An 18,677-nucleotide genomic window follows, 5' to 3' on the forward strand; every position below is an offset into this window, starting at 1 on the left:
CCGGCTTGCCGCCGCAACGCCGTAACGGCAACAATCCGGCCCCTGTGACCGCCCCCGACGACATCGCCGACGCCGCGCCGCTCCTGCAACTGACCGACCTGTCGCGCCGCCTCGCCGGTCGGGAGGTCGTCCGCGGCGTCAACCTCGCGCTCGCGCGCGGCGAAGTGCTGGGCCTGCTCGGCGTGAACGGTGCCGGCAAATCGACCACCTTGCGCATGATCGCCGGCGTGCTGGCGCCGACGTCGGGTAGCGTGCGCATCGACGGCGACGATCTCTACGACGATCCGTCGATCGCACGCCGGCGCATCGGCTACCTGCCGGAACGCGCGCCGCTGCATCCGGAGCTGACCGTCGCCGAATACCTGCGCTTCTGCGCCCGCCTGCGCGGCCTCGCGAACGCCGAAGCGACCACGGCCGTGGCGCGCGAAATCGAGCGCTGCGACCTCGGCGACGTGCGCCGGCGCCTGATCGGCCAGCTGTCGAAGGGCTATCAGCAGCGCGTCGGCATCGCGCAGGCGCTGCTGCATGCGCCGCCGTTGATCGTGCTCGACGAACCGGCGTCGGGCCTCGACCCGGTGCAGGCCATCCGCATGCGCGAACTCGTGCGGAGTCTACGGGCGAACCACGCGGTACTGCTGTCGACGCATCTTTTGGCCGAAGCCGAAGCCGGCTGCGACCGCATCGCGATCCTGCACCGCGGCGAACTGCGTCATGCCATGATCGTGCAGCCCGGCGAGACGGCGCGGCTCGAGCAGCTGTTCCTGCGCATCGCAAGCGACGTCGCGCTGCCGGCGGAGCCGCACGCATGAGCGCAAGCCTCGTCATCGCCCGCCACGAGGTGCGCCGGCTCATCGTGCAGCCGTGGTCGTGGGGGCTCATGGCCGCGGCCGTCGCGCTGCTCGCCTATCAATTCCTGATCGCGCTCGACCGGTTCCTGCAGCTCGCACCGAAGCTCGCCGCGGCGCCCGACGGTGCCGGCGCGACCGATATCGTGGCCGCGTCGATGTTCAGCGCGTACGCGAACCTGCTGTTGTTTCTCGTGCCGCTCCTTTCGATGCGCACGATCGCCGGCGAGCGCCGCCAGCATTCGCTGACGCTGCTGCTCGCTGCCGGCGTCGGCAACGGCGCGATCGTGTTCGGCAAATGGCTCGGCGTGATGGCGTGGCTCGTGCTGCTGACCGCGCTCGTCGCGCTGATGCCTCTCTCGCTCGTCGCCGGCACCGCGCTCGATCTCGGCCGCGTCGGCGCCGCGCTGCTCGGCCTCGTGCTCCAAGCGGGCCTCCTGGCCGCGATCGGCGTGATGGCGTCGGCGTGGACCGCGCAGCCCGCGCTCGCCGCCGCCGTCGCGATCGCGATCAACCTGTTCCTGACGCTGGTGGACGCCGGCGCGCGGCTGCAGGGCGTGTCGAACGGCGCGATCAACTGGCTCGCCGTCACGAGCCACATCGAACCGCCGTTCCGCGGCATCGTGGCGAGCGTCGACATCGCGTATTTCGTCATCCTCGGCGCCGTCGCGCTCGCGCTCGCGGCGAACCGGCTCGACGCGCTGCGGAGCGCCGACTGATGCGCGCGCGCCTGGGCAGCTTCGCATTCGCGATCGGCGTCGTGATCGCCGCGGCGCTGGCGGCCTTCCTGTCGACGCGCTACGCGTTTCGCGTCGACGTCAGCGCCGCGCAGCGCGCGTCGCTCGCGCCGCAAAGCCGCGACCTGCTGCACGCGCTGACCGGCCCCGTCGACGTCGTCTCGTACGCGAGCCGTAGCGGCAATCTGCGCGAGGTGATCGCCAATTTCGTCGCGCGCTACCGGGCCGAGAAGCCGGACATCGCATTGCGCTTCGTCGACCCCGAGGCCGACCCCGCCGCGATGCGCGAGCGCGGCGTGCGCGTCGACGGCGAACTGGAGATTTCGTACGGCGGCCGCAGCGAACGCCTGAAGTTTCTGAGCGAGCGCGAATTCTCGAACGCGCTGCTGCGCCTGTCGCGCGGACGCACGCACGTCGTCGCCTTCCTCGCCGGCGCCGGCGAGCGCAAGCCCGACGGCGACGCGAACGCCGACGTCGGCCAGTTCGGCAAGCTCCTGGCCGAACAGGGCGTGCGTGCGGTGCCGCTCGTGCTCGGCACCGGCGCCGCGGTACCCGACAACACCGACCTCGTCGTCATCGCCAATCCGCGCGTCGCGCTCGACGCCGGCGTCGTCGCGGCGCTCGTCGACTGGATCGACGGCGGCGGTGCGCTGCTGTGGCTGACCGAACCCGGCGAAAACGCGGGCCTCGAGGCGCTCGCGAACGTGCTGTCGGTGCGCGCGCTGCCCGGCACCGTCGTCGACGGCGCGGGCGCGGCGATCGGCATCGGCGATCCGAGCTTCGTCGCCATGAGCACGTATCCGCCGCATGCGATCACGCGCGGTTTTCAGCTCACGACGCTGCTGCCGCAGGCCGCCGCGCTCGCGCAGCTCGGCGCCGCGCGCTGGGATGTCAAACCGATCCTGCGCAGCGGCGCGCAGAGCTGGAGCGAGTCGGGCGCCATTCCGAAAAGCGGCGAACCGACGACGATCCGCTACGACGAAAACACCGACGAACTGCGCGGCCCGCTCGACCTCGGCTTCGCGCTGTCGCGCCTGTCGCCTCGGCCGGACCGGCGCGAACAACGCGCCGCAGTGATCGGCGACGGCGATTTTCTGTCGAACAGCTTTCTCGGCAACGGCGGCAATCGCGAATTCGGGCAGCGCCTGTTCAACTGGCTGCTCGCCGACGATGCCCTGATCGAGGTGCCCGACCGCGGCGCGCCGGACCGCGAAATCGCGCTGTCGCAAGGCGCGCTCGGCGCGATCGGCCTCGGTTTTCTGGTCGGTTTGCCGGCGCTGCTCGTCGGCCTCGGCGGCACGATCTGGTGGATCCGGCGGCGGCGATGAAGCGGCGCACGCGCACCCGGCTGATGCTCGTGCTGCTCGTCGCGCTGCTCGGCGCCGCGGCATACGCCGAACTCCTGCGCGAAGAATGGGCGCAGCCGCGCCCGCTGACGACGGTCGATACGAGCGCCGCCGCGCGCATCGTCGTGGAATGCCGCACCTGCCGCGGCCGCACATTCGAGCGCACGCCCGCGGGCTGGCGCATGCGCGAGCCGTACGCGTTCGCGGCGAGCGACGAAGCCGTGGCGCGCCTCCTCGCGATCGCGTCGGCGCCGATGCGCAAGCGCCGCGCGGCGGCCGACGCCGACGCGAAGAAGCTCGGCCTCGATCCGCCGGTCGCGTCGATCCACATCGACGACCTGCGCATCGACGTCGGCACGACCGACGCGATCAACGGCCTGCGCTACGTGCGGCACGGCGGCGACATCGCGCTGGTGCACGACAACTACAGCGCGTGGCTGCTCGCGCCGCCGGAGAGCGAGCTCGACCGGCGACTCGCGCCGCCCGATTTCGATCTTGCGACCGTGCGCGTCGACGGCGACGAGCGGCCGGCGCTCGCCGCCGCCTGGCGCATCGTGACGACGAGCCAGGTCGTCGCGTCGAACACGATCGTCGCCGAAGGCGAAATCCGGCGCCGGATCGAACTCGCCGCGAAGGACGGCTCGACGCTGCGCTTTACGCTCGTGCGCGGCGACGGCCGCTACGTTGCGCTGCGCGACGACCTGCCGCTGGCGTATCCGCTCGAAGAAGCGCAGGTGCAGCACCTGCTGCCGCCGCCGTAGGTGCCGCGATGCCCGAACTGCCCGAAGTCGAAACCACGCGCCGGGGCCTCGCGCCGCACCTGATCGGCCGGCGCATTCTCGCCGTGACCGTGCGCAAGGCGCTGCGCTGGCCGGTGCCGGACGAGCTGCGCGAATACCTGCCGCAGCAGCGCATCGACGCGATCGAGCGCCGCGCGAAATACCTGCTCGTGCACACGCAGGCCGGCAGCGCGCTCTTGCACCTCGGCATGTCCGGTTCGCTGCGCGTGCTGCCGCAGGAAACGCCGCCGGGCCTGCACGACCACGTCGACTGGCGGCTCGATTCGGCGCGCATCCTGCGCTACACCGATCCGCGCCGCTTCGGCTGCCAGCTGTGGCAGCCGAGCGGCGAGACGCATCCGCTGCTGCGCGACCTCGGCCCCGAGCCGCTGTCGGACGATTTCGACGGCGATTATTTGTGGAAACTGTCGCGCGGTCGGGCGGCGGCCGTGAAGCTGTTCCTGATGGACCAGAAAGTCGTCGTCGGAGTCGGCAACATCTATGCGGCCGAAGCGCTGTTCGCGGCCGGTATTCATCCGAAACGCGCGGCGGGCCAGGTGTCGCGCGAGCGCTACGCGCGGCTCGCCGGCGAGGTCAGGCGCATTCTCGACTACGCGATCGCGCGCGGCGGCACGACGCTGCGCGATTTCATCAGTCCGGACGGCGCGCCGGGCTATTTCGAGCAGGAGCTCTTCGTCTACGGCCGCGCGGGCGAGCCGTGCAAGACGTGCGGCGCGAAGGTCCGCGCGATTACACTCGGACAGCGCAGTACGTTCTACTGCGCGCACTGCCAGCGATAGAGAACCACGATGACGCGCGAATACACGCCGGGCACCGGCAACGAACGCTGGCCTTCCGGCAACTACGTCGATCTCGCGGTCATCGCGCTGAGCGAGAAGCGCATGCGCGAGCTGCTCGCGGCCGAACCGCAGTACGGCGTCGATTCGGGCCTGGGGCCGTGGGTATTGTTCGGCGGCCGGCTCAGCGACGGCACGATGATCGAATTCGTCTACCACGCGTATGCCCCGGGGCCGCACGGCTTCGATTTTCGCGTCGACGCGAAGGCGAACTACGAAAGCGTGTTCCATCGCGTGCTGCGGCTGTTGCGGGTGGAGCGCACGCAGCTGGCGTGGATTTCCGATCTGGTCGTCGACGCGCGCTGAACGCACACGGCCCGGCGTCGCGACGGCGCCGCCGTTCCGGTACCTTACGGATGACCGCCGCCCGGAGAGGATCTCTATGCGCCCGCTTCCCCTCGCATTCGCGCTGTCGCTGCTCGCGTCCGCCGCGGCCTGCGCCGCGCCCGAGAAGGACGCCGATCGCGCCGCGCGCTACGCCGTCGAACTCGAGCGCAAGCCGCTCGCCGCCGAAGCGCCCGACCAGCGCCAATGGCTGCTGCACTGGGTCAACGACACGCCGGACTACACCGTCACCGTCTGCGACGTGCTGACCGAAGGGCAGAAGGTCGGATCGCCGTATTCGGCCGAGCTCCTGGCGCAGCAGCTGTTCGGCAACGTCGCGTATCAGATCGCGCATCCGAGCGGCCTCAAGGACGAAATCACGCTGCAGATGGCCGGCATCGAAAGCGCACTGCGCACGTATCAGGCGCTGATCGCACACGACCCGACCGCGCACGTGGCCTATCTCGACACGCTGCTCGAGAAGCAGCGCGCCGGCGCGCTCAACGCGTTCATGCGTCCGATCATCGTGCAGCGCTGCATGAACCGGCCGGACGATTCCACGAACACGTAGACGATCACTCCAGCGGCAGTTCCGCCTGCTTGAGTTCGATGCGGCCGTCGCCCGCGACGATGCGCTTGAACTCGGCGCGGCTGACCGATACGTAGCGATCGTTGCCGCCGATCTCGACCTGCGGCCCCTGCGTCACCGCGCGGCCGTGCTCGTCGACGCGCACGACCATCGTCGCCTTCTTGCCGGTGTGGCAGATCGTCTTGATCTCGGTCAGCGAATCGGCCCAGGCCATCAGATACTGGCTGCCTTCGAACAGCTCGCCGCGAAAGTCGGTGCGCAGGCCGTACGTGAGCACCGGAATCTTCAGCGCGTCGACGATTTCGGTCAGCTGCCACACCTGCGCCTTCGTCAGAAACTGGGCTTCGTCGACGAGTACGCAGTGCAGCGCGCCGTTCGCGGCCACGTCGTCGCGGGTGCGGGCCAGGAGATCTTCTTCGCGTTCGAAGATGCGGCCGTAGGCCTTCAGGCCGATGCGCGACGCGACGATGCCTTCGCCGAAGCGGTCGTCGAGCCGCGGCGTATAGATCAGCGTGCGCATGCCGCGTTCGAGATAGTTGTGCGCGCTCTGCAGGAGCGTCGTCGTCTTTCCCGCGTTCATCGCCGAGTAGTAGAAGTAGAGTTTGGCCATGGCTGCGGTATGCGACGGAGCGGGCGCGGTAGGTTAAAGTACGAATCGCCTCAGCGCATCTGTAGTGTCCATGCTCAATCCCGCTCAACGCGCCGCCGTCGACTATTGCGACGGTCCCCTGCTCGTGCTCGCCGGCGCAGGCTCGGGCAAGACGCGCGTGATCACCGAGAAAATCGCGCACCTGATCGGCAAGAAGCACCTCGCCGCGAAGAAGATCGCCGCGATCACGTTCACCAACAAGGCCGCGCGCGAAATGCGCGAGCGCGTCGGCAAGTTGATTTCGTCGGAAGCCGCGTCCGAACTCCTCGTCTGCACGTTTCACGCGATGGGCCTGAAATTCCTGCAGATCGAACACGCGAAGCTGGGCCTCAAGCGCGGCTTTTCGGTGCTCGACGCCGACGATACCGAGTCGATCGTCAAAGACCTTCTGCCCAAGGCGCTGAAGTCGGACCAGCTGTGGGCGCTGCGCAATCTCGTGTCGACCGCGAAAAACAACGGCCTGACGCCGGAACAGGCGCTCGCCGCGGCGAGAAGTCCGCGCGAACTCGAAGCGGCCGAGCTCTACGCCGGCTACCAGAAGCGCCTCTCGGCGTTCAACGCGGTCGATTTCGACGATCTCATCCGCCTGCCGCTCGCGCTGCTCGACGAAGACGCCGAAACGCGCAGCGGCTGGCAGGAACGCCTGCGCTATCTGCTGGTCGACGAATACCAGGATACGAACTCGGCGCAGTACCGGCTCCTGCGCAATCTCGCCGGATCGCGCGGCATGTTCACGGCCGTGGGCGACGACGATCAGTCGATCTACGCGTGGCGCGGCGCCAATCCGGAAAATCTCGACGAACTCGCGCGCGACTATCCGTCGCTCAAGGTCGTGAAGCTCGAACAGAACTACCGCTGCGCCAAGCGCATCCTGCGCGCGGCGAACCGGCTGATCGCGAACAATCCGCACAAGCACCTCAAAACGCTGTGGAGCGACCACGCCGACGGCCCGCCGATCCGCGTGATGGAGTGCAAGGACAACGAGCACGAAGCCGAGCGCGTCGCGTCCGACCTTGCGCACATCGCCGAGAAGCACAAGGCGGAATGGAACGAGTTCGTCATCCTGTATCGCGGCAACCACCAGTCGCGCGCGCTCGAAAAAGCGCTGCGCCTGGCGCGCGTGCCGTATCACATCAGCGGCGGCACGTCGTTTCTCGACCGTTCGGAAGTCAAGGACGTGCTCGCGTACCTGCGCCTCATCGTCAATCCCGAAGACGATGCCGCCTTCTTGCGTATTGCCAATGTTCCCAAACGCGACATCGGCGCGACGACGCTCGAAAAACTTGGCGAGATGGCCCAGGCGCGCCACGCGAGTCTCTTGCATGCGTCCGAAAGCGACGCCGTGCTCAAGCAGCTCGCGGCGCGCTCGGCGTCGTCGCTCGCGAGCTTCGGTTCGCTGATCCACGGCCTGGCGCGCGACGCGAAGCGGCTCTCCGCGGCCGAGCTCGTCGACGAACTCGTCAAGCGCACGCACTACGCCGAGCACCTGACGGCCGAGATCAAGGACCCGACCGCGCGCGCGCGCCGACTGGAAAACCTCACCGAACTCGCCGACTGGTTCCGCGCGATGCAGAAGGACGGCGGCTCGGCCGGCGACCTCGCCGCGCAGCTCGCGCTGCTGTCGCACGCCGACCGCGACGATCCCGGCAATTCGGTGCGCCTGATGACGCTGCACGGCTCCAAGGGCCTGGAATTCCGCTATGTCTTCATCGTCGGTGTCGAAGACGGCCAGCTGCCGCACGAGGGCAGCATCGAGGAGGGCCGCCTCGACGAGGAGCGGCGTCTGATGTACGTCGGCATCACGCGCGCGAAGGAGCGGCTGTGCCTGTCGTATTCGGCGCGGTCGCGTCGCTTCGGCGAGGTGTTCAAGAACGATCCGAGCCGTTTTCTCGCCGAACTGCCGGCCGACGACCTGCACTGGGACGGCCGCGACGCCGAGCAGGACGCGGAGGCGAAAAAGGAAGTCGCCACCTCGCATCTGGCACGGCTGGCCAATCTGCTCGCGGACTGAGCGCGCGCGCTTGCCGCTAAACTAGCGGCCTTTCCGCCTCGCAGGGCTCGTTCGTGAAGTACCGATTCCTCGTCCTCCTGCCACTCGCCCTGGCGGCCGGTTGCGCCAAGCAAGCGGTCAAGCCGGCGCTCCCCGCCGACCCGGGGCCGCCGGCCGCGGCGTCGACCGCCACCGACAATCTCAACGCGACGCTGTGGACGCAGCGCTCGCTCGAACACGATCTCGTCTATCGCGAGGTGTATGCGCTCGCGTCGCGCCAGATCGCCGTCGCGCTCGGACAGCCCGAGTGGGACGCGCTGCCGAAGAACGAGCGCAAGAATCCCGCGAAGGGTCTGCCGCCGGCGGTGATCGTCGACGTCGACGAGACGGTGCTCGACAACTCGCCGTACCAGGCGCGGCTGATCCGCGACGGCAAGGAATTCGACGAATTCACCTGGGACGCATGGTGCCGCGAGGAAGCCGCGCGCGCGACGCCGGGCGCGCTCGACTTCGCGCGGGCCGCCGCCGCGCGCGGCGTGACCGTGTTCTACCTGACGAACCGCGCGCAGCATCTGAACGACGCGACGCTCGCGAATCTCAAGCGCGCCGGCTTTCCGGTGTCCGAGCGCGAAAACGCGTTTCTGGGCCTCGGCCTCGTCGTGCCGGGCTGCGAAGCGAACGGCTCGGACAAGGGTTGCCGCCGCGAGCTGATCGGCCGCACGCACCGCGTGCTGGCGATGGTCGGCGACCAGCTCGGCGATTTCATCGACGTCGAAAACAACACGCCGGCCGCGCGCGAGGCGGCGGCCGCGCCGTACGCCGGCTGGTTCGGCGAACGCTGGTTCATGCTGCCCAATCCGACCTACGGTTCGTGGGACGGCGCGGTGCTCGGCAACGAGCGCGGCGCGGACCCGCAAACCAAACGCCGCCTGCGCCGCGAAGCGCTTCGATACGAGTAATCTTATGCACTATGCAGCAAAATCCATTCCGGCGCGCGACCGGCTGATCTTCGCGCTCGACGTGCCCACGCGCGAAGCGGCCGTCGAGTGGATCGACCGCCTCGGCGACGCCGTGTCGTTCTACAAGATCGGCATGGAGCTTCTGACCAGCGGCGACTACTTCGCGGTGCTGGCCGAACTCGCCGCGCGCGGCAAGAAGGTATTCGTCGACCTGAAATTCTTCGACGTGCCGGCGACGGTCGCCTCGGCCGTGAAGGGCCTGACGCGCTATCCGGTGCATTTCTGCACGATCCACGGCAACGACGGCATGATGCGCGCCGCGGCGGCGGTGAAGGGCGACATCAAGATCCTCGCGGTGACGGCGCTGACGAGCCTCGACCAGCACGATCTCGACGATCTCGGTTTTCAGGTCGACGCCGAAAAGCTCGTGCTGTCGCGCGCGAAGGCCGCCCTCGCGGCGGGCTGCGACGGCGTCGTGTCGTCGGGGCTCGAAGTCGCGGCGCTGCGTCGCGAGGTCGATCACGCGCTGATCACGGTCTGCCCCGGCATTCGCCCGATCGGCAACACCGGCGACGACCAGAAGCGGACCCTCGACGTCGCCGAGGCGTTCGCGGCCGGCGCCGACTACATCGTCGTGGGCCGGCCGATCCGCAACGCGCCCCATCCGCGCGCCGCCGCCGAGGCCATGGTCGCGACGATTCGCGATGTCGTCGGTGATTCTTGATTTAAAACAATACGTTGATGTTGGTATTGTGATGTATTGCATGAAGTTGCGGGCGCGAGTACCATCGCCGAAACGATCGCCCGCGGCTACAACAAAAACTCGCCGACAACATTACAAAGCTCCCTCTCCGGCACTGCCGGATTCGACCCGGATGCCTTGAAAAGGCACCGGGTTTTTTCTTTTCGTTGCGCTTCTCGGCTGACACGTCTGGGACTATCGGCTAGAGTTCGTCGTTGCTTCACCACCACATTCTTGGGGAATGACATGTCTAAGCTCGCTCGCGTCGCGCTCGTCGCGGCAATGGCTGTCGCTTTCAGCGGCTGCGGCAACAAGGAAGAAGGCAAGACCACCACCGCCCCGGCAGCAGCGCCGGTCGCCGCGAAGCCGGCCACCCCGGACGCCGCGATCCTCGCCTCGGTGCAGAACCTCAAGGCCGGCAATATCGACGCGCTGATCCAGAACGCGCTGCCGCCGGAGGAATACGCCAAGGTCAAGGCGAAGTGGGCCGAAGACATCAACAAGGACCCGATCACCGACGAGGATCGCGCGAAGTTCGCCGAGAACATCGGCAAGCTGACCGCGTCGGACGCCGAAGCCAAGCTGTGGGCCGAACTTGAGCCGAAGCTCAAGGAAATGGACGCGCAGATGGCCCAGCAGATGCCGATGATGGTCGCGATGGGCAAGGGCATGATCCAGAGCTCGATCCAGCAGAACCAGGAGCTCAACGACGCGCAGAAGCAGCAGGCGACGCAGGCCGTCGACGCGTTCGGCAACTGGGTGCAGTCCGCGAAGTTCACCGATCCGGCGCTCGCCAAGCAGGCGATCGGCGTCGTCGTGAAGACCGCGCGCGACATCAACCTCAAGACCCTCGACGAAGCGCGCGCGCTGTCGTACGAACAGGCGATGGGCAAGATCGGCGTGGGCCTCAACGGCGTCAAGCAGGTGCTCGCGATCTACGGCTTCTCGATCGACCAGACGCTCGACTCGGTCAAGGCCGAAACGCTGTCGTCCGACGCGAACACCGCGAAGGTCAAGATCAGCTACACGCTGTTCAACACGCCGCTGACGGCCGAGAGCGACCTGATCAAGGTCGGCGATCGCTGGTACGGCAAGGAAATGATGGAAAACCTCAAGAAGAAGGATGCGGAAGCCACCGCGCCGGCCGCCCCGCAGGCGCCGGCCGCCAACGGCTGATGCATCGCTACGCCGGGTTTTAACGCCGGCGTAACCACTCGAACGCCGCCTCCGGGCGGCGTTCGCTTTTGGCGCGGTTACAATCACCGGCATGGAAGCTACCGACTCTTCACCGCGTGCCGAAGCCGCGCGACCGTCCTGGCGCCTGCGCCTGTTCGGCCAAGTGCTCGAATCCTGGGTTCGCATCAAGCGCGACCCCGCCGACGCCGCCAGCCTGCTGATTCCCGGCGTTCCGGTCTGCTACGTGATCGAACGCTACGGCCTTTCCGATGCGCTGATCCTCGAACAGGCCTGCCGCGAGGCGGGGCTGCCGTCGGCGCTCGTGCCGTTGCGCGGCGTCAGCGGCAAGCGCCGCCGTACCAGCTATTTCGCGACGTCGCTGCGCAACAGCCTGTTCTGGAACCCGGCGCGGCGGCGAGCGCCGACCGAGCCGCTCGCGCAGATCGTCGACGCGCTCGAACTGGCGCCCGACCAGGACGTCCAGCTCGTGCCGGTGTCGATCTTCGTCGGCCGCGCGCCGAACCGCGAGTCGGGGTGGTTCAGCGTGCTGTTCTCGGAAAACTGGGTCGTCGTCGGCCGCTTCCGCCGCCTGCTCGCGCTAATGCTCAACGGCCGCGATACCCATGTGCAATTTTCCAAACCGGTCTCGCTGCGCTCGGTGCTCGTGGAGGAGCAGGCCCAGCCGCGCGACCGCACCGTGCGCAAGATCGCGCGCGTGCTGCGCGCGCATTTCCGTCGCATCCGCTCGGCCGTCATCGGTCCCGACCTGTCGCATAGGCGCACCGTCGTCGACGCGGTCGTCAACGCCGAGCCGGTGCGCGAAGCAACGGCCGCCACGGCGGTCAAGGAAGCGCTGACGCGCACGCAGGCGCACAAGCGCGCGCACGACTACGCGATGGAAATCGCGGCCGACTATTCGCACCCGGTCGTGCGTTCGCTGTCGTTCCTCTTGTCGAGTTTCTGGAACAAGATCTACGGCGGCGTGCGCATGAACCACTTCGACCGGCTGCGCGCGGTCGCGCCGGGCCACGAAGTGATCTACGTGCCGTGCCACCGCAGCCACATCGACTACCTGCTGCTGAGCTGGCTGCTCTACAACAACGGCATCGTGCCGCCGCACATCGCCGCGGGCGTCAATCTCAACCTGCCGATACTCGGCCCGATACTGCGCCGCGGCGGCGCGTTCTTCCTGCGCCGCAGCTTCAAGTCGAACGCGCTGTATTCGGCCGTGTTCAGCGAGTACGTGAGCCAGCTGTTCGCGCGCGGCGTATCGCTGGAATACTTCGTCGAGGGCGGGCGCTCGCGCACCGGCCGCCTGCTGCAGCCCAAGGCCGGCATGCTCGCGATGACGATCCGCGCGTTCCTGCGCGAATCGCGCCGGCCCGTCGTGTTCCAGCCCGTCTACATCGGCTACGAGAAGCTCATGGAGGGCAAGAGCTACATCGGCGAGCTGTCGGGCCAGCCCAAGGAGAAGGAATCGCTGTTCGGCCTGCTGCGTTCGGTCAAGGTGCTGCGCCAGCACTACGGCCGCGTCGCGGTGAACTTCGGCGAACCGGTGTTTCTCACCGAACTCCTCGACCGCGAGGCGCCGACCTGGCGCGAGACAGGCGCGGAAGAAAAGCCCGAGTGGTTCGCGCGCACGGTCGACTCGCTCGCCGAACGCATCCAGGTCAACGTCAACCGCGCCGCCGACGTCAATCCGATCAATCTCATCGCCGTCGCGCTGCTCGCAACGCCGAAGCACTCGATGGCCGAGTCGGATCTTCTGACACAGCTGGATTTGTACAGATCGCTACTGACCGAGCTGCCGTACGGCGAGCGCGTGACGATCACCGACCAGACGCCGGCACAGATCATCGCCTACGCCGAACAGATGCAGTGGACGCGGCGCGTGCGGCATCCGCTCGGCGACGTGCTGTGCAGCGACGGCAAGCAGGGCGTGCTGCTCTCGTACTTCCGCAACAACGTGCTGCACCTGTTCGCGGCCGGCGCGTGGATCGCCTGCTGCTTCATCAACAACCGGCGCATGGCGCGCGCGTCGGTCGTGCGGCTGTCGCGGCTCGTCTATCCGTTCCTGCAGGCCGAGCTGTTCCTGCCGTGGAACGAGGACGGCTTCGTCGAACGCATCCAGGCGACGATCGATTTCTTCGTGCGCCGCGGCATCTTCACGCTCGACGCCGAAGGCCGCGTGCTCAACCGCGGCGCGGGCCAGGGCGATGCGGCGTTCCAGCTGCGCACGCTCGCGCACAGCCTGCTGCAGGCGTTCGAGCGCTACTACATCGCGATCGCGGTACTGGTGAAGCACGGCCCGCACACGATCAGCGCGGCCGAACTCGAAAACCTGTGCACGCTGACGGCGCAGCGGCTGTCGCTGCTGCACGAACTCAACGCGCCGGAATTCTTCGACAAGGCGCTGTTCAAGGGCTTCATCCAGCAGCTGCGCGAACGTCGCGTGGTCTGGACCGACGACGCCGGCAAGCTCGACTTCGACACGGCGCTCAACGAAGTCGCCAAGGACGCCAAGGTGATCCTGAGCCGCGAAATCCGGCACGGCATCCTAAAGCTCGCGCCGGAGCCGAAGCCCGCGGCTGCGCCACCGGCACCGCCGGCGCCGCCCGCGCAGGACGAGGCCGCGTAATTCTCCGACGGCATATGCCGCCGTCCGCCGGCTATTTCCGCGCGGACGGCGGCCCGATTATGCTGCGTCGCAACATGGCGCGTCCGCGCCGGATTGGAATATCGCCGTCATGAGTTCGCCGATCTCGGCGCGGGCGCTGTTGCCGCTCGCGCTGTTCCTGTTGCTGTTTCTCGGCACGGGCCTGTGGTTCACCGCGCAGGGCCACGAGATGGCCTTCTACCAGCTGCGCGCGCCGGTCGCGATCCTGCCGGCGATCGCGCTCGCGCTGTGGCTGGGCCGCCGTTCGGCGCCCGTCGAAACGCTGCTGCGCGGCATGGGCGACGGCAACGTGATGCTGATGTGCCTGATCTTTCTTCTGGCCGGCGCGTTCGCGCAGATCAGCAAGGCGATCGGCGGCGTCGACGCGGTCGTCTGGCTCACGCTGTCGGCGACGCCGCCGTGGCTCGCGCTGCCGGGCCTGTTTCTCGTGGCCGGTTTCGTCGCGCTCGCGATGGGCACGTCGATGGGCACGATCGCCGCGGTCGCGCCGATCGCGCTCGGCGTCGCCGAAGCCGCCGGTATCGACAAGGCGCTGGCGCTCGGCGCGGTGCTCTCGGGCGCGACGTTCGGCGACAACCTTTCGGTGATTTCCGACACCGCGATCGCCGCGTCGCGGCTGCAGGGCGCGACGATGCGCGACAAGTTCCGCGCGAACTTCTGGCTCGCGCTGCCCGCGGCGATCGCGACGCTCGTCGTGCTCGGCTTCGCCGGCGGCACCGGCGCCGCGCCGACGGTGCCCGAAGCGTCGCCGTGGCTCGCGCTGCCGTATCTCGTCGTGCTGGCGCTCGCGCTCGCGGGCGTCGACGTGCTGATCGTGCTCGGCGTCGGCATCGTGCTCGCCGGCGCGTTCGGCCTCGCGTTCGCGGCGGATTACTCGGTGCTGAAGTTCTCCAACGACATCTACGCCGGCTTCGAGGGCATGGTCGAGATCACGCTTCTGTCGATCCTGATCGGCGGCCTTGCCGCGCTGATGCGCGAGCAGGGCGGTCTTGCGTGGCTCAGTCGCACGATCGCACGGTTTTCCGATCGCCACGGCGGGCGGCGCAGCGGCGAGATCTCGATCGCGGCGCTCTCGACGCTGACCGACGCGTTCACCGCGAACAACACCGTGGCGCTTCTGATCGCCGGCAACACCGCACGCGACATCGCGCAGCGCCACGGCATCAGCCCGGCGCGCAGCGCGAGCCTGCTCGACGTCTACGCCTGCGTGACCCAGAGCGTGCTGCCGTACGGTGCGCAGATTCTCCTGGCCGCGTCGATCGCGAAGGTGTCGCCGCTCGCTGTCGTCGGCACGGTGCACTACGGCTGGCTGCTGGCGATCGTCGCGACCGCGGCGATTCTCTTCGGCCTGCCGCGCGCGCATGCCGCGCCGCACACGGCGCCGCAGCCTCAGGCCGGCTGATCGGGAATCAGGAGATTTTCGAGGTACGCGATCATGTCCTTGAGCCTGAGCTTGCGCTTCTTCAGGCGCTTGAGCGCCAGCTCGTCGCTGGCGTTGTCCGCCGATAGCCGGCCGATGGCGGCGTCGAGATCGCGGTGCTCGATGCGCAGTTCGATCAGCTGGCGGGTGATTTCGGCGGGATCCTGGCTGAGCATGGCGATGCGTGTCGAACGATTCGGCGAGTGTAGCCCGCCGCGAGGTCGGTGTGACTGCAGCGCGAGCTTGCGCGTTCCGGCACTTATCCCTTGTTGTTGCGAATAATTCGCAATAACATTCAAGGTCTTTCGCCTTGCTCCCGGTGTCATCCATGCTCCGTACGAACCGTCCGCTGTGCCTCGCGATCGCGCTGGCGCTGTCCGCTCCCGCGCTCGCCGAAACCGCGCCCGCGGACGCCGGCGCGGAACCCGCGGAACGGCTCGAACGCATCACGGTGTCGGCGTCGACCTCGCGCACGCCCGAGTCCGACGCGGCGCTGCCGAACACGATCACGGTGATCACCGCTGAAGACCTGCGTCAGCAGCTCACCTTCACGAACGACCTGTCGGTCGTGCTGGCGAACCTCGTGCCGGCGTTCGCGCCGGGGCGGCAGAAGATGACGAGCTTCGGCGAGAGCCTGCGCGGGCGCCAGCCGCTGTATCTCGTCGACGGCGTGCCGCAGTCGACGCCGCTGCGCGACGGTTCGCGCGACGCGCACACGATCGACCCCGCGTTCATCGACCGCGTCGAAATCATCCACGGCTCGAACGCGCTGCACGGCCTGGGCGGCTCCGGCGGCATCATCAACATCATCACGAAGGCGGCGCCGGGCGAGGACGGCACGTTCCACGACGTGTCGGTCAACGCGAACACCGCGCTGCCCGACCGCGCCGACGGCAGCGGCTGGCGCGCGGCGTACCTGTTCGGCGCCAGGAGCGGCGACGTCGACTTCGTCGGCGGCGCCTCGTACGCGCGCCAGGGCATGTACTACGACGCGAACGGCCGCCGCATCGCCGTCAACAACGTGCAGGGCGACCTGATGGACGCCGCCGGCAACAACCTCTACGCGAAGCTCGGCTGGAATCTCGCGCCGGGCCAGCGGCTGCAGGCGACGATCAACCGCTACGACCTCGAAGGCGACGGCGACTACGTCTCGGTGCCGGGCGACTATCGCGCGGGCAGGCCCGCGACGTCGATCAAGGGTCCGCCGCTCGCGCGGCCGCCGCGCAACCGCAGCGATTCGCTCAACCTAGACTACAGCGCGAAGATCGCCGGCGGCGACGCGCTCGCGCAGCTGTTCTTCGTCGACTACAAGGGCCGCTTCGGCGGCACGCTGTACCGCAATTTCTTCGGCAACGATCCGAACGCGACGTGGATCGACCAGTCGCAGAACGTGTCGCAGAAGACCGGCGGCAAGTTCTCCTATTCGCGCGGCGACGTCGGCGGCGTGCCGCTGCGCCTGACGTTCGGGCTCGATCTGATTCGCGACCGCACCTACCAGCGCATGATCGTCAGCGACCTCGACTGGGTGCCGAAGACGACGTACGAAAGCGTCTCGCCGCTCGTGCAGGCCGAGTACTGGGTCGGCGAGAACGTCATGATCGCCGGCGGCCTGCGCCACGAAAGCGGCAGGCTCAAGGTTGGCGACTACGTGACGCTGCCGCAGTACGGCGCGCAGCACGTCGCCGGCGGCGAACCGTCGATGCGCGACACGCTGCCGAACCTCGGCGTCGTGTGGCACGTCACCGACGCGCTGAACGTCTACGCGTCGTACGCCGAGGGCTACAACGTGGCCGACGTCGGCCGCATCCTGCGCGCGATCGACCGCCCGGGCCAGCGCGTCGACGATCTCGTGGATCTCACGCCGGTGGTCTCCGACAACCGCGAAATCGGCATCGAGTACGACGACAGCCGCTGGTTCGGCCAGCTCGCCGCGTACTGGTCCGACTCCGATCTCGGCTCGATCCTCGTGTACGACCCCGCAGCGCAGGTCTACAACGTCCAGCGCCAGGCGACGAAGATCAAGGGCCTCGAGGCGAGCGCGGGCCTGCGCTTCGGCGACGGCCACAAGGTCGGCGTCGCGTACGCGCGCGCCGACGGCCAGTACGCGAGCCTGCCGGACGGCGAACCCGACACCGACCTGCAAGGCATCAACATCGCGCCGAATCGCCTCAATGCGTACTGGGAACAGCGCTGGGCCGACGATCTGTCGACGCGCCTGCAGGCCAGCAAGAACTACGACCGCGGATTCGACAGCGCGGCCGGCAATCGCATCGCGGCCTTCCGCGGCTATACGACGGTCGACCTGTATGCGCGCTACGCGCTGCCGGTCGGCGCGCTCAGCGTCGGCGTCGAGAACGTGACGAACCGCCAGTACGTGTCGTACTACTCGCAGACGACGCCGTCGAACGCCGACTATGCGTCGGGCCGCGGCCGCACGCTGTCGGTCGGCTGGTCGCATCGCTTCTGACGCTGCCCCTGGCCGCCGCAAAGGGAAAACCGAACAATGCGTCGTTTGCTGCAATGGCTGCACCTGTGGATCGGGCTCTCGGCCGGTCTGCTGTTCGCCGTGCTCGGCCTGACCGGCACGCTGCTCGCGTACCAGCCGGAAATCCTGCGCGCCACGCAGCCCGCGCTCGCCGTGCCCGCCGACGCGCCGCGCGACGATGCGCGCGTGCTCGCGCAACTCGCGGCCAGCGGCGAGGCGACCGGCGCCGATCTGCCGCGCGATGCGCTGCCCGTATGGCAGGCGTTCGCGAAGGAAGGCCGGCGCCTGTACCTGCATCCGACCGACGGGCGCCTGCTCCTCGAACGCTCGTCGGCGAACGATTGGATGCTGTGGCTGCGCGAACTGCACACGCATCTCCTCGCCGGCAAGACCGGCGAGGAAGTGCTCGGCGTGTTCGGCATCGCGATACTCGTGCTGCTCGTCACCGGCGTGTGGCTGTGGTGGCCGCGCAGCGGCGCTCTCGTCGAAAGCCTGCGCTGGCACGCGCGACCGCCGCTCAGGCGCTGGTTCAGCTGGCATCGCAGCACCGGTGCGCTCGCGGTACCGCTCGTGCTCCTGCTCGCGCTGACCGGCGTGGCGATGGTCTACGACGGCGCGGCGCGCGCCGGCCTGCGCTTCGCGTTCGGCGACGGTCCCGAGACGAAACCGCCGCAGCCGATCGCGCCGGACCCCGCGCGCACGATCGACTGGAACGCCGTGCTCGACGCCGCGCGCCGCGCCCTGCCCGAGGCGCAGCTCAGACGCGTGAGTTTTCCGCGCAAGGACAACGCCGTGGTCTCGATCCGCGCGAAGATGCCGGCGGAGTGGCATCCGGTCGGCCGCAGCACGGTCTGGATCGACCCGTACGATGCGACGGTGCTGCGCGTGCTCGACGCCACGCGCCAGGAAACCGGCATGCGCGCGAACTACGCGATCTATCCGCTGCACATGGGCGGCGTCGGCGGCGAGGTCTATCGCACGGCGGTGGCGGTCGCGGGGCTCGCGCCGACGTTTCTGCTGGCGACGGGATTTCTGTTCTGGCGACGAAGAAAAAGGAAAGCTGTCAGCGAATCGGACAAAACGGCGTAACCGCGGACACAGG

The 18,677-nt window shown here is 68.4% G+C and carries 17 protein-coding genes; 15 read left to right on the top strand and 2 right to left on the bottom strand.

The window, feature by feature from the left end; genetic code table 11:
- Positions 1-44: 44 nt before the first annotated feature.
- The 7 genes from OD750_RS16740 (at position 45) to OD750_RS16770 (ending at position 5,459) form a co-directional block, all read left to right on the top strand.
- Complete coding sequence (locus OD750_RS16740) at positions 45-809, top strand: ABC transporter ATP-binding protein (RefSeq protein ID WP_263541833.1); 765 nt, start codon at positions 45-47, stop codon at positions 807-809.
- On the top strand, positions 806-1,564 hold the full coding sequence (locus OD750_RS16745; protein WP_263541834.1) for an ABC transporter permease: 759 nt from the start codon (positions 806-808) through the stop codon (positions 1,562-1,564). The genes OD750_RS16740 and OD750_RS16745 overlap by 4 nt, the downstream gene beginning before the upstream one ends.
- Positions 1,564-2,910 (top strand): GldG family protein, encoded by a 1,347-nt coding sequence (locus OD750_RS16750; protein ID WP_263541835.1) that lies wholly within the window; start codon positions 1,564-1,566, stop codon positions 2,908-2,910. The genes OD750_RS16745 and OD750_RS16750 overlap by 1 nt, the downstream gene beginning before the upstream one ends.
- Positions 2,907-3,689, top strand: a complete 783-nt coding sequence (locus OD750_RS16755) for a DUF4340 domain-containing protein (protein WP_263541836.1) — start codon at positions 2,907-2,909, stop codon at positions 3,687-3,689. The genes OD750_RS16750 and OD750_RS16755 overlap by 4 nt, the downstream gene beginning before the upstream one ends.
- Positions 3,690-3,697: 8 nt before the next feature.
- Entirely contained in the window at positions 3,698-4,507 is an 810-nt protein-coding gene (gene mutM, locus OD750_RS16760) for a bifunctional DNA-formamidopyrimidine glycosylase/DNA-(apurinic or apyrimidinic site) lyase (RefSeq protein WP_263541837.1), read from the top strand.
- Positions 4,508-4,516: 9 nt separating this feature from the next.
- A complete protein-coding gene (locus OD750_RS16765; protein WP_263541838.1) occupies positions 4,517-4,870 on the top strand; it encodes a hypothetical protein in 354 nt (117 codons plus the stop codon).
- A 76-nt stretch (positions 4,871-4,946) separates the two neighbouring features.
- Positions 4,947-5,459 carry a hypothetical protein gene (locus tag OD750_RS16770; protein WP_263541839.1) on the top strand — a complete coding sequence of 171 codons (513 nt, stop codon included), beginning with the start codon at positions 4,947-4,949 and terminating at the stop codon, positions 5,457-5,459.
- Between the two features lie 4 nt (positions 5,460-5,463).
- Here the strand turns inward: OD750_RS16770 and OD750_RS16775 are convergent, their stop codons facing one another.
- Complete coding sequence (locus OD750_RS16775) at positions 5,464-6,087, bottom strand: thymidine kinase (RefSeq protein WP_263541840.1); 624 nt, start codon at positions 6,085-6,087, stop codon at positions 5,464-5,466.
- Between the two features lie 70 nt (positions 6,088-6,157).
- On the opposite strand from OD750_RS16775, the gene OD750_RS16780 reads away from it, so the two are divergent.
- The 6 genes from OD750_RS16780 (at position 6,158) to OD750_RS16805 (ending at position 15,072) form a co-directional block, all read left to right on the top strand.
- Entirely contained in the window at positions 6,158-8,137 is a 1,980-nt protein-coding gene (locus OD750_RS16780) for a UvrD-helicase domain-containing protein (protein WP_263541841.1), read from the top strand.
- Positions 8,138-8,190: 53 nt separating this feature from the next.
- Positions 8,191-9,075 carry a 5'-nucleotidase, lipoprotein e(P4) family gene (locus tag OD750_RS16785; RefSeq protein WP_263541842.1) on the top strand — a complete coding sequence of 295 codons (885 nt, stop codon included), beginning with the start codon at positions 8,191-8,193 and terminating at the stop codon, positions 9,073-9,075.
- A gap of 4 nt (positions 9,076-9,079) precedes the next feature.
- Positions 9,080-9,799 carry an orotidine-5'-phosphate decarboxylase gene (gene pyrF / locus OD750_RS16790; protein WP_263541843.1) on the top strand — a complete coding sequence of 240 codons (720 nt, stop codon included), beginning with the start codon at positions 9,080-9,082 and terminating at the stop codon, positions 9,797-9,799.
- Between the two features lie 264 nt (positions 9,800-10,063).
- Positions 10,064-10,993, top strand: coding sequence for a hypothetical protein (locus tag OD750_RS16795; RefSeq protein ID WP_263541844.1), 930 nt, complete (start codon positions 10,064-10,066; stop codon positions 10,991-10,993).
- A 91-nt stretch (positions 10,994-11,084) separates the two neighbouring features.
- Positions 11,085-13,631 carry a glycerol-3-phosphate 1-O-acyltransferase PlsB gene (gene plsB / locus OD750_RS16800; protein WP_263541845.1) on the top strand — a complete coding sequence of 849 codons (2,547 nt, stop codon included), beginning with the start codon at positions 11,085-11,087 and terminating at the stop codon, positions 13,629-13,631.
- A gap of 109 nt (positions 13,632-13,740) precedes the next feature.
- Positions 13,741-15,072, top strand: a complete 1,332-nt coding sequence (locus tag OD750_RS16805; RefSeq protein WP_263541846.1) for a Na+/H+ antiporter NhaC family protein — start codon at positions 13,741-13,743, stop codon at positions 15,070-15,072.
- On the opposite strand, the gene OD750_RS16810 is transcribed toward OD750_RS16805, so the two are convergent.
- The gene (locus OD750_RS16810) at positions 15,060-15,266 is read right to left on the bottom strand and encodes a YdcH family protein (RefSeq protein WP_263541847.1); all 207 of its coding nucleotides are present in this window, start codon (positions 15,264-15,266) and stop codon (positions 15,060-15,062) included. The two genes, OD750_RS16805 and OD750_RS16810, sit on opposite strands and share 13 nt — an antisense overlap.
- Before the next feature lie 152 nt (positions 15,267-15,418).
- On the opposite strand from OD750_RS16810, the gene OD750_RS16815 reads away from it, so the two are divergent.
- Together OD750_RS16815 and OD750_RS16820 are read left to right on the top strand one after the other, a co-directional pair.
- A complete protein-coding gene (locus OD750_RS16815; protein WP_263541848.1) occupies positions 15,419-17,557 on the top strand; it encodes a TonB-dependent receptor in 2,139 nt (712 codons plus the stop codon).
- 36 nt (positions 17,558-17,593) lie between these two features.
- A complete protein-coding gene (locus OD750_RS16820) occupies positions 17,594-18,664 on the top strand; it encodes a PepSY-associated TM helix domain-containing protein (RefSeq protein WP_263541849.1) in 1,071 nt (356 codons plus the stop codon).
- Positions 18,665-18,677 lie beyond the last annotated feature (13 nt).

It is taken from the genome of Tahibacter soli (genome assembly GCF_025717065.2).
Taxonomy (GTDB): domain Bacteria; phylum Pseudomonadota; class Gammaproteobacteria; order Xanthomonadales; family Rhodanobacteraceae; genus Tahibacter; species Tahibacter soli.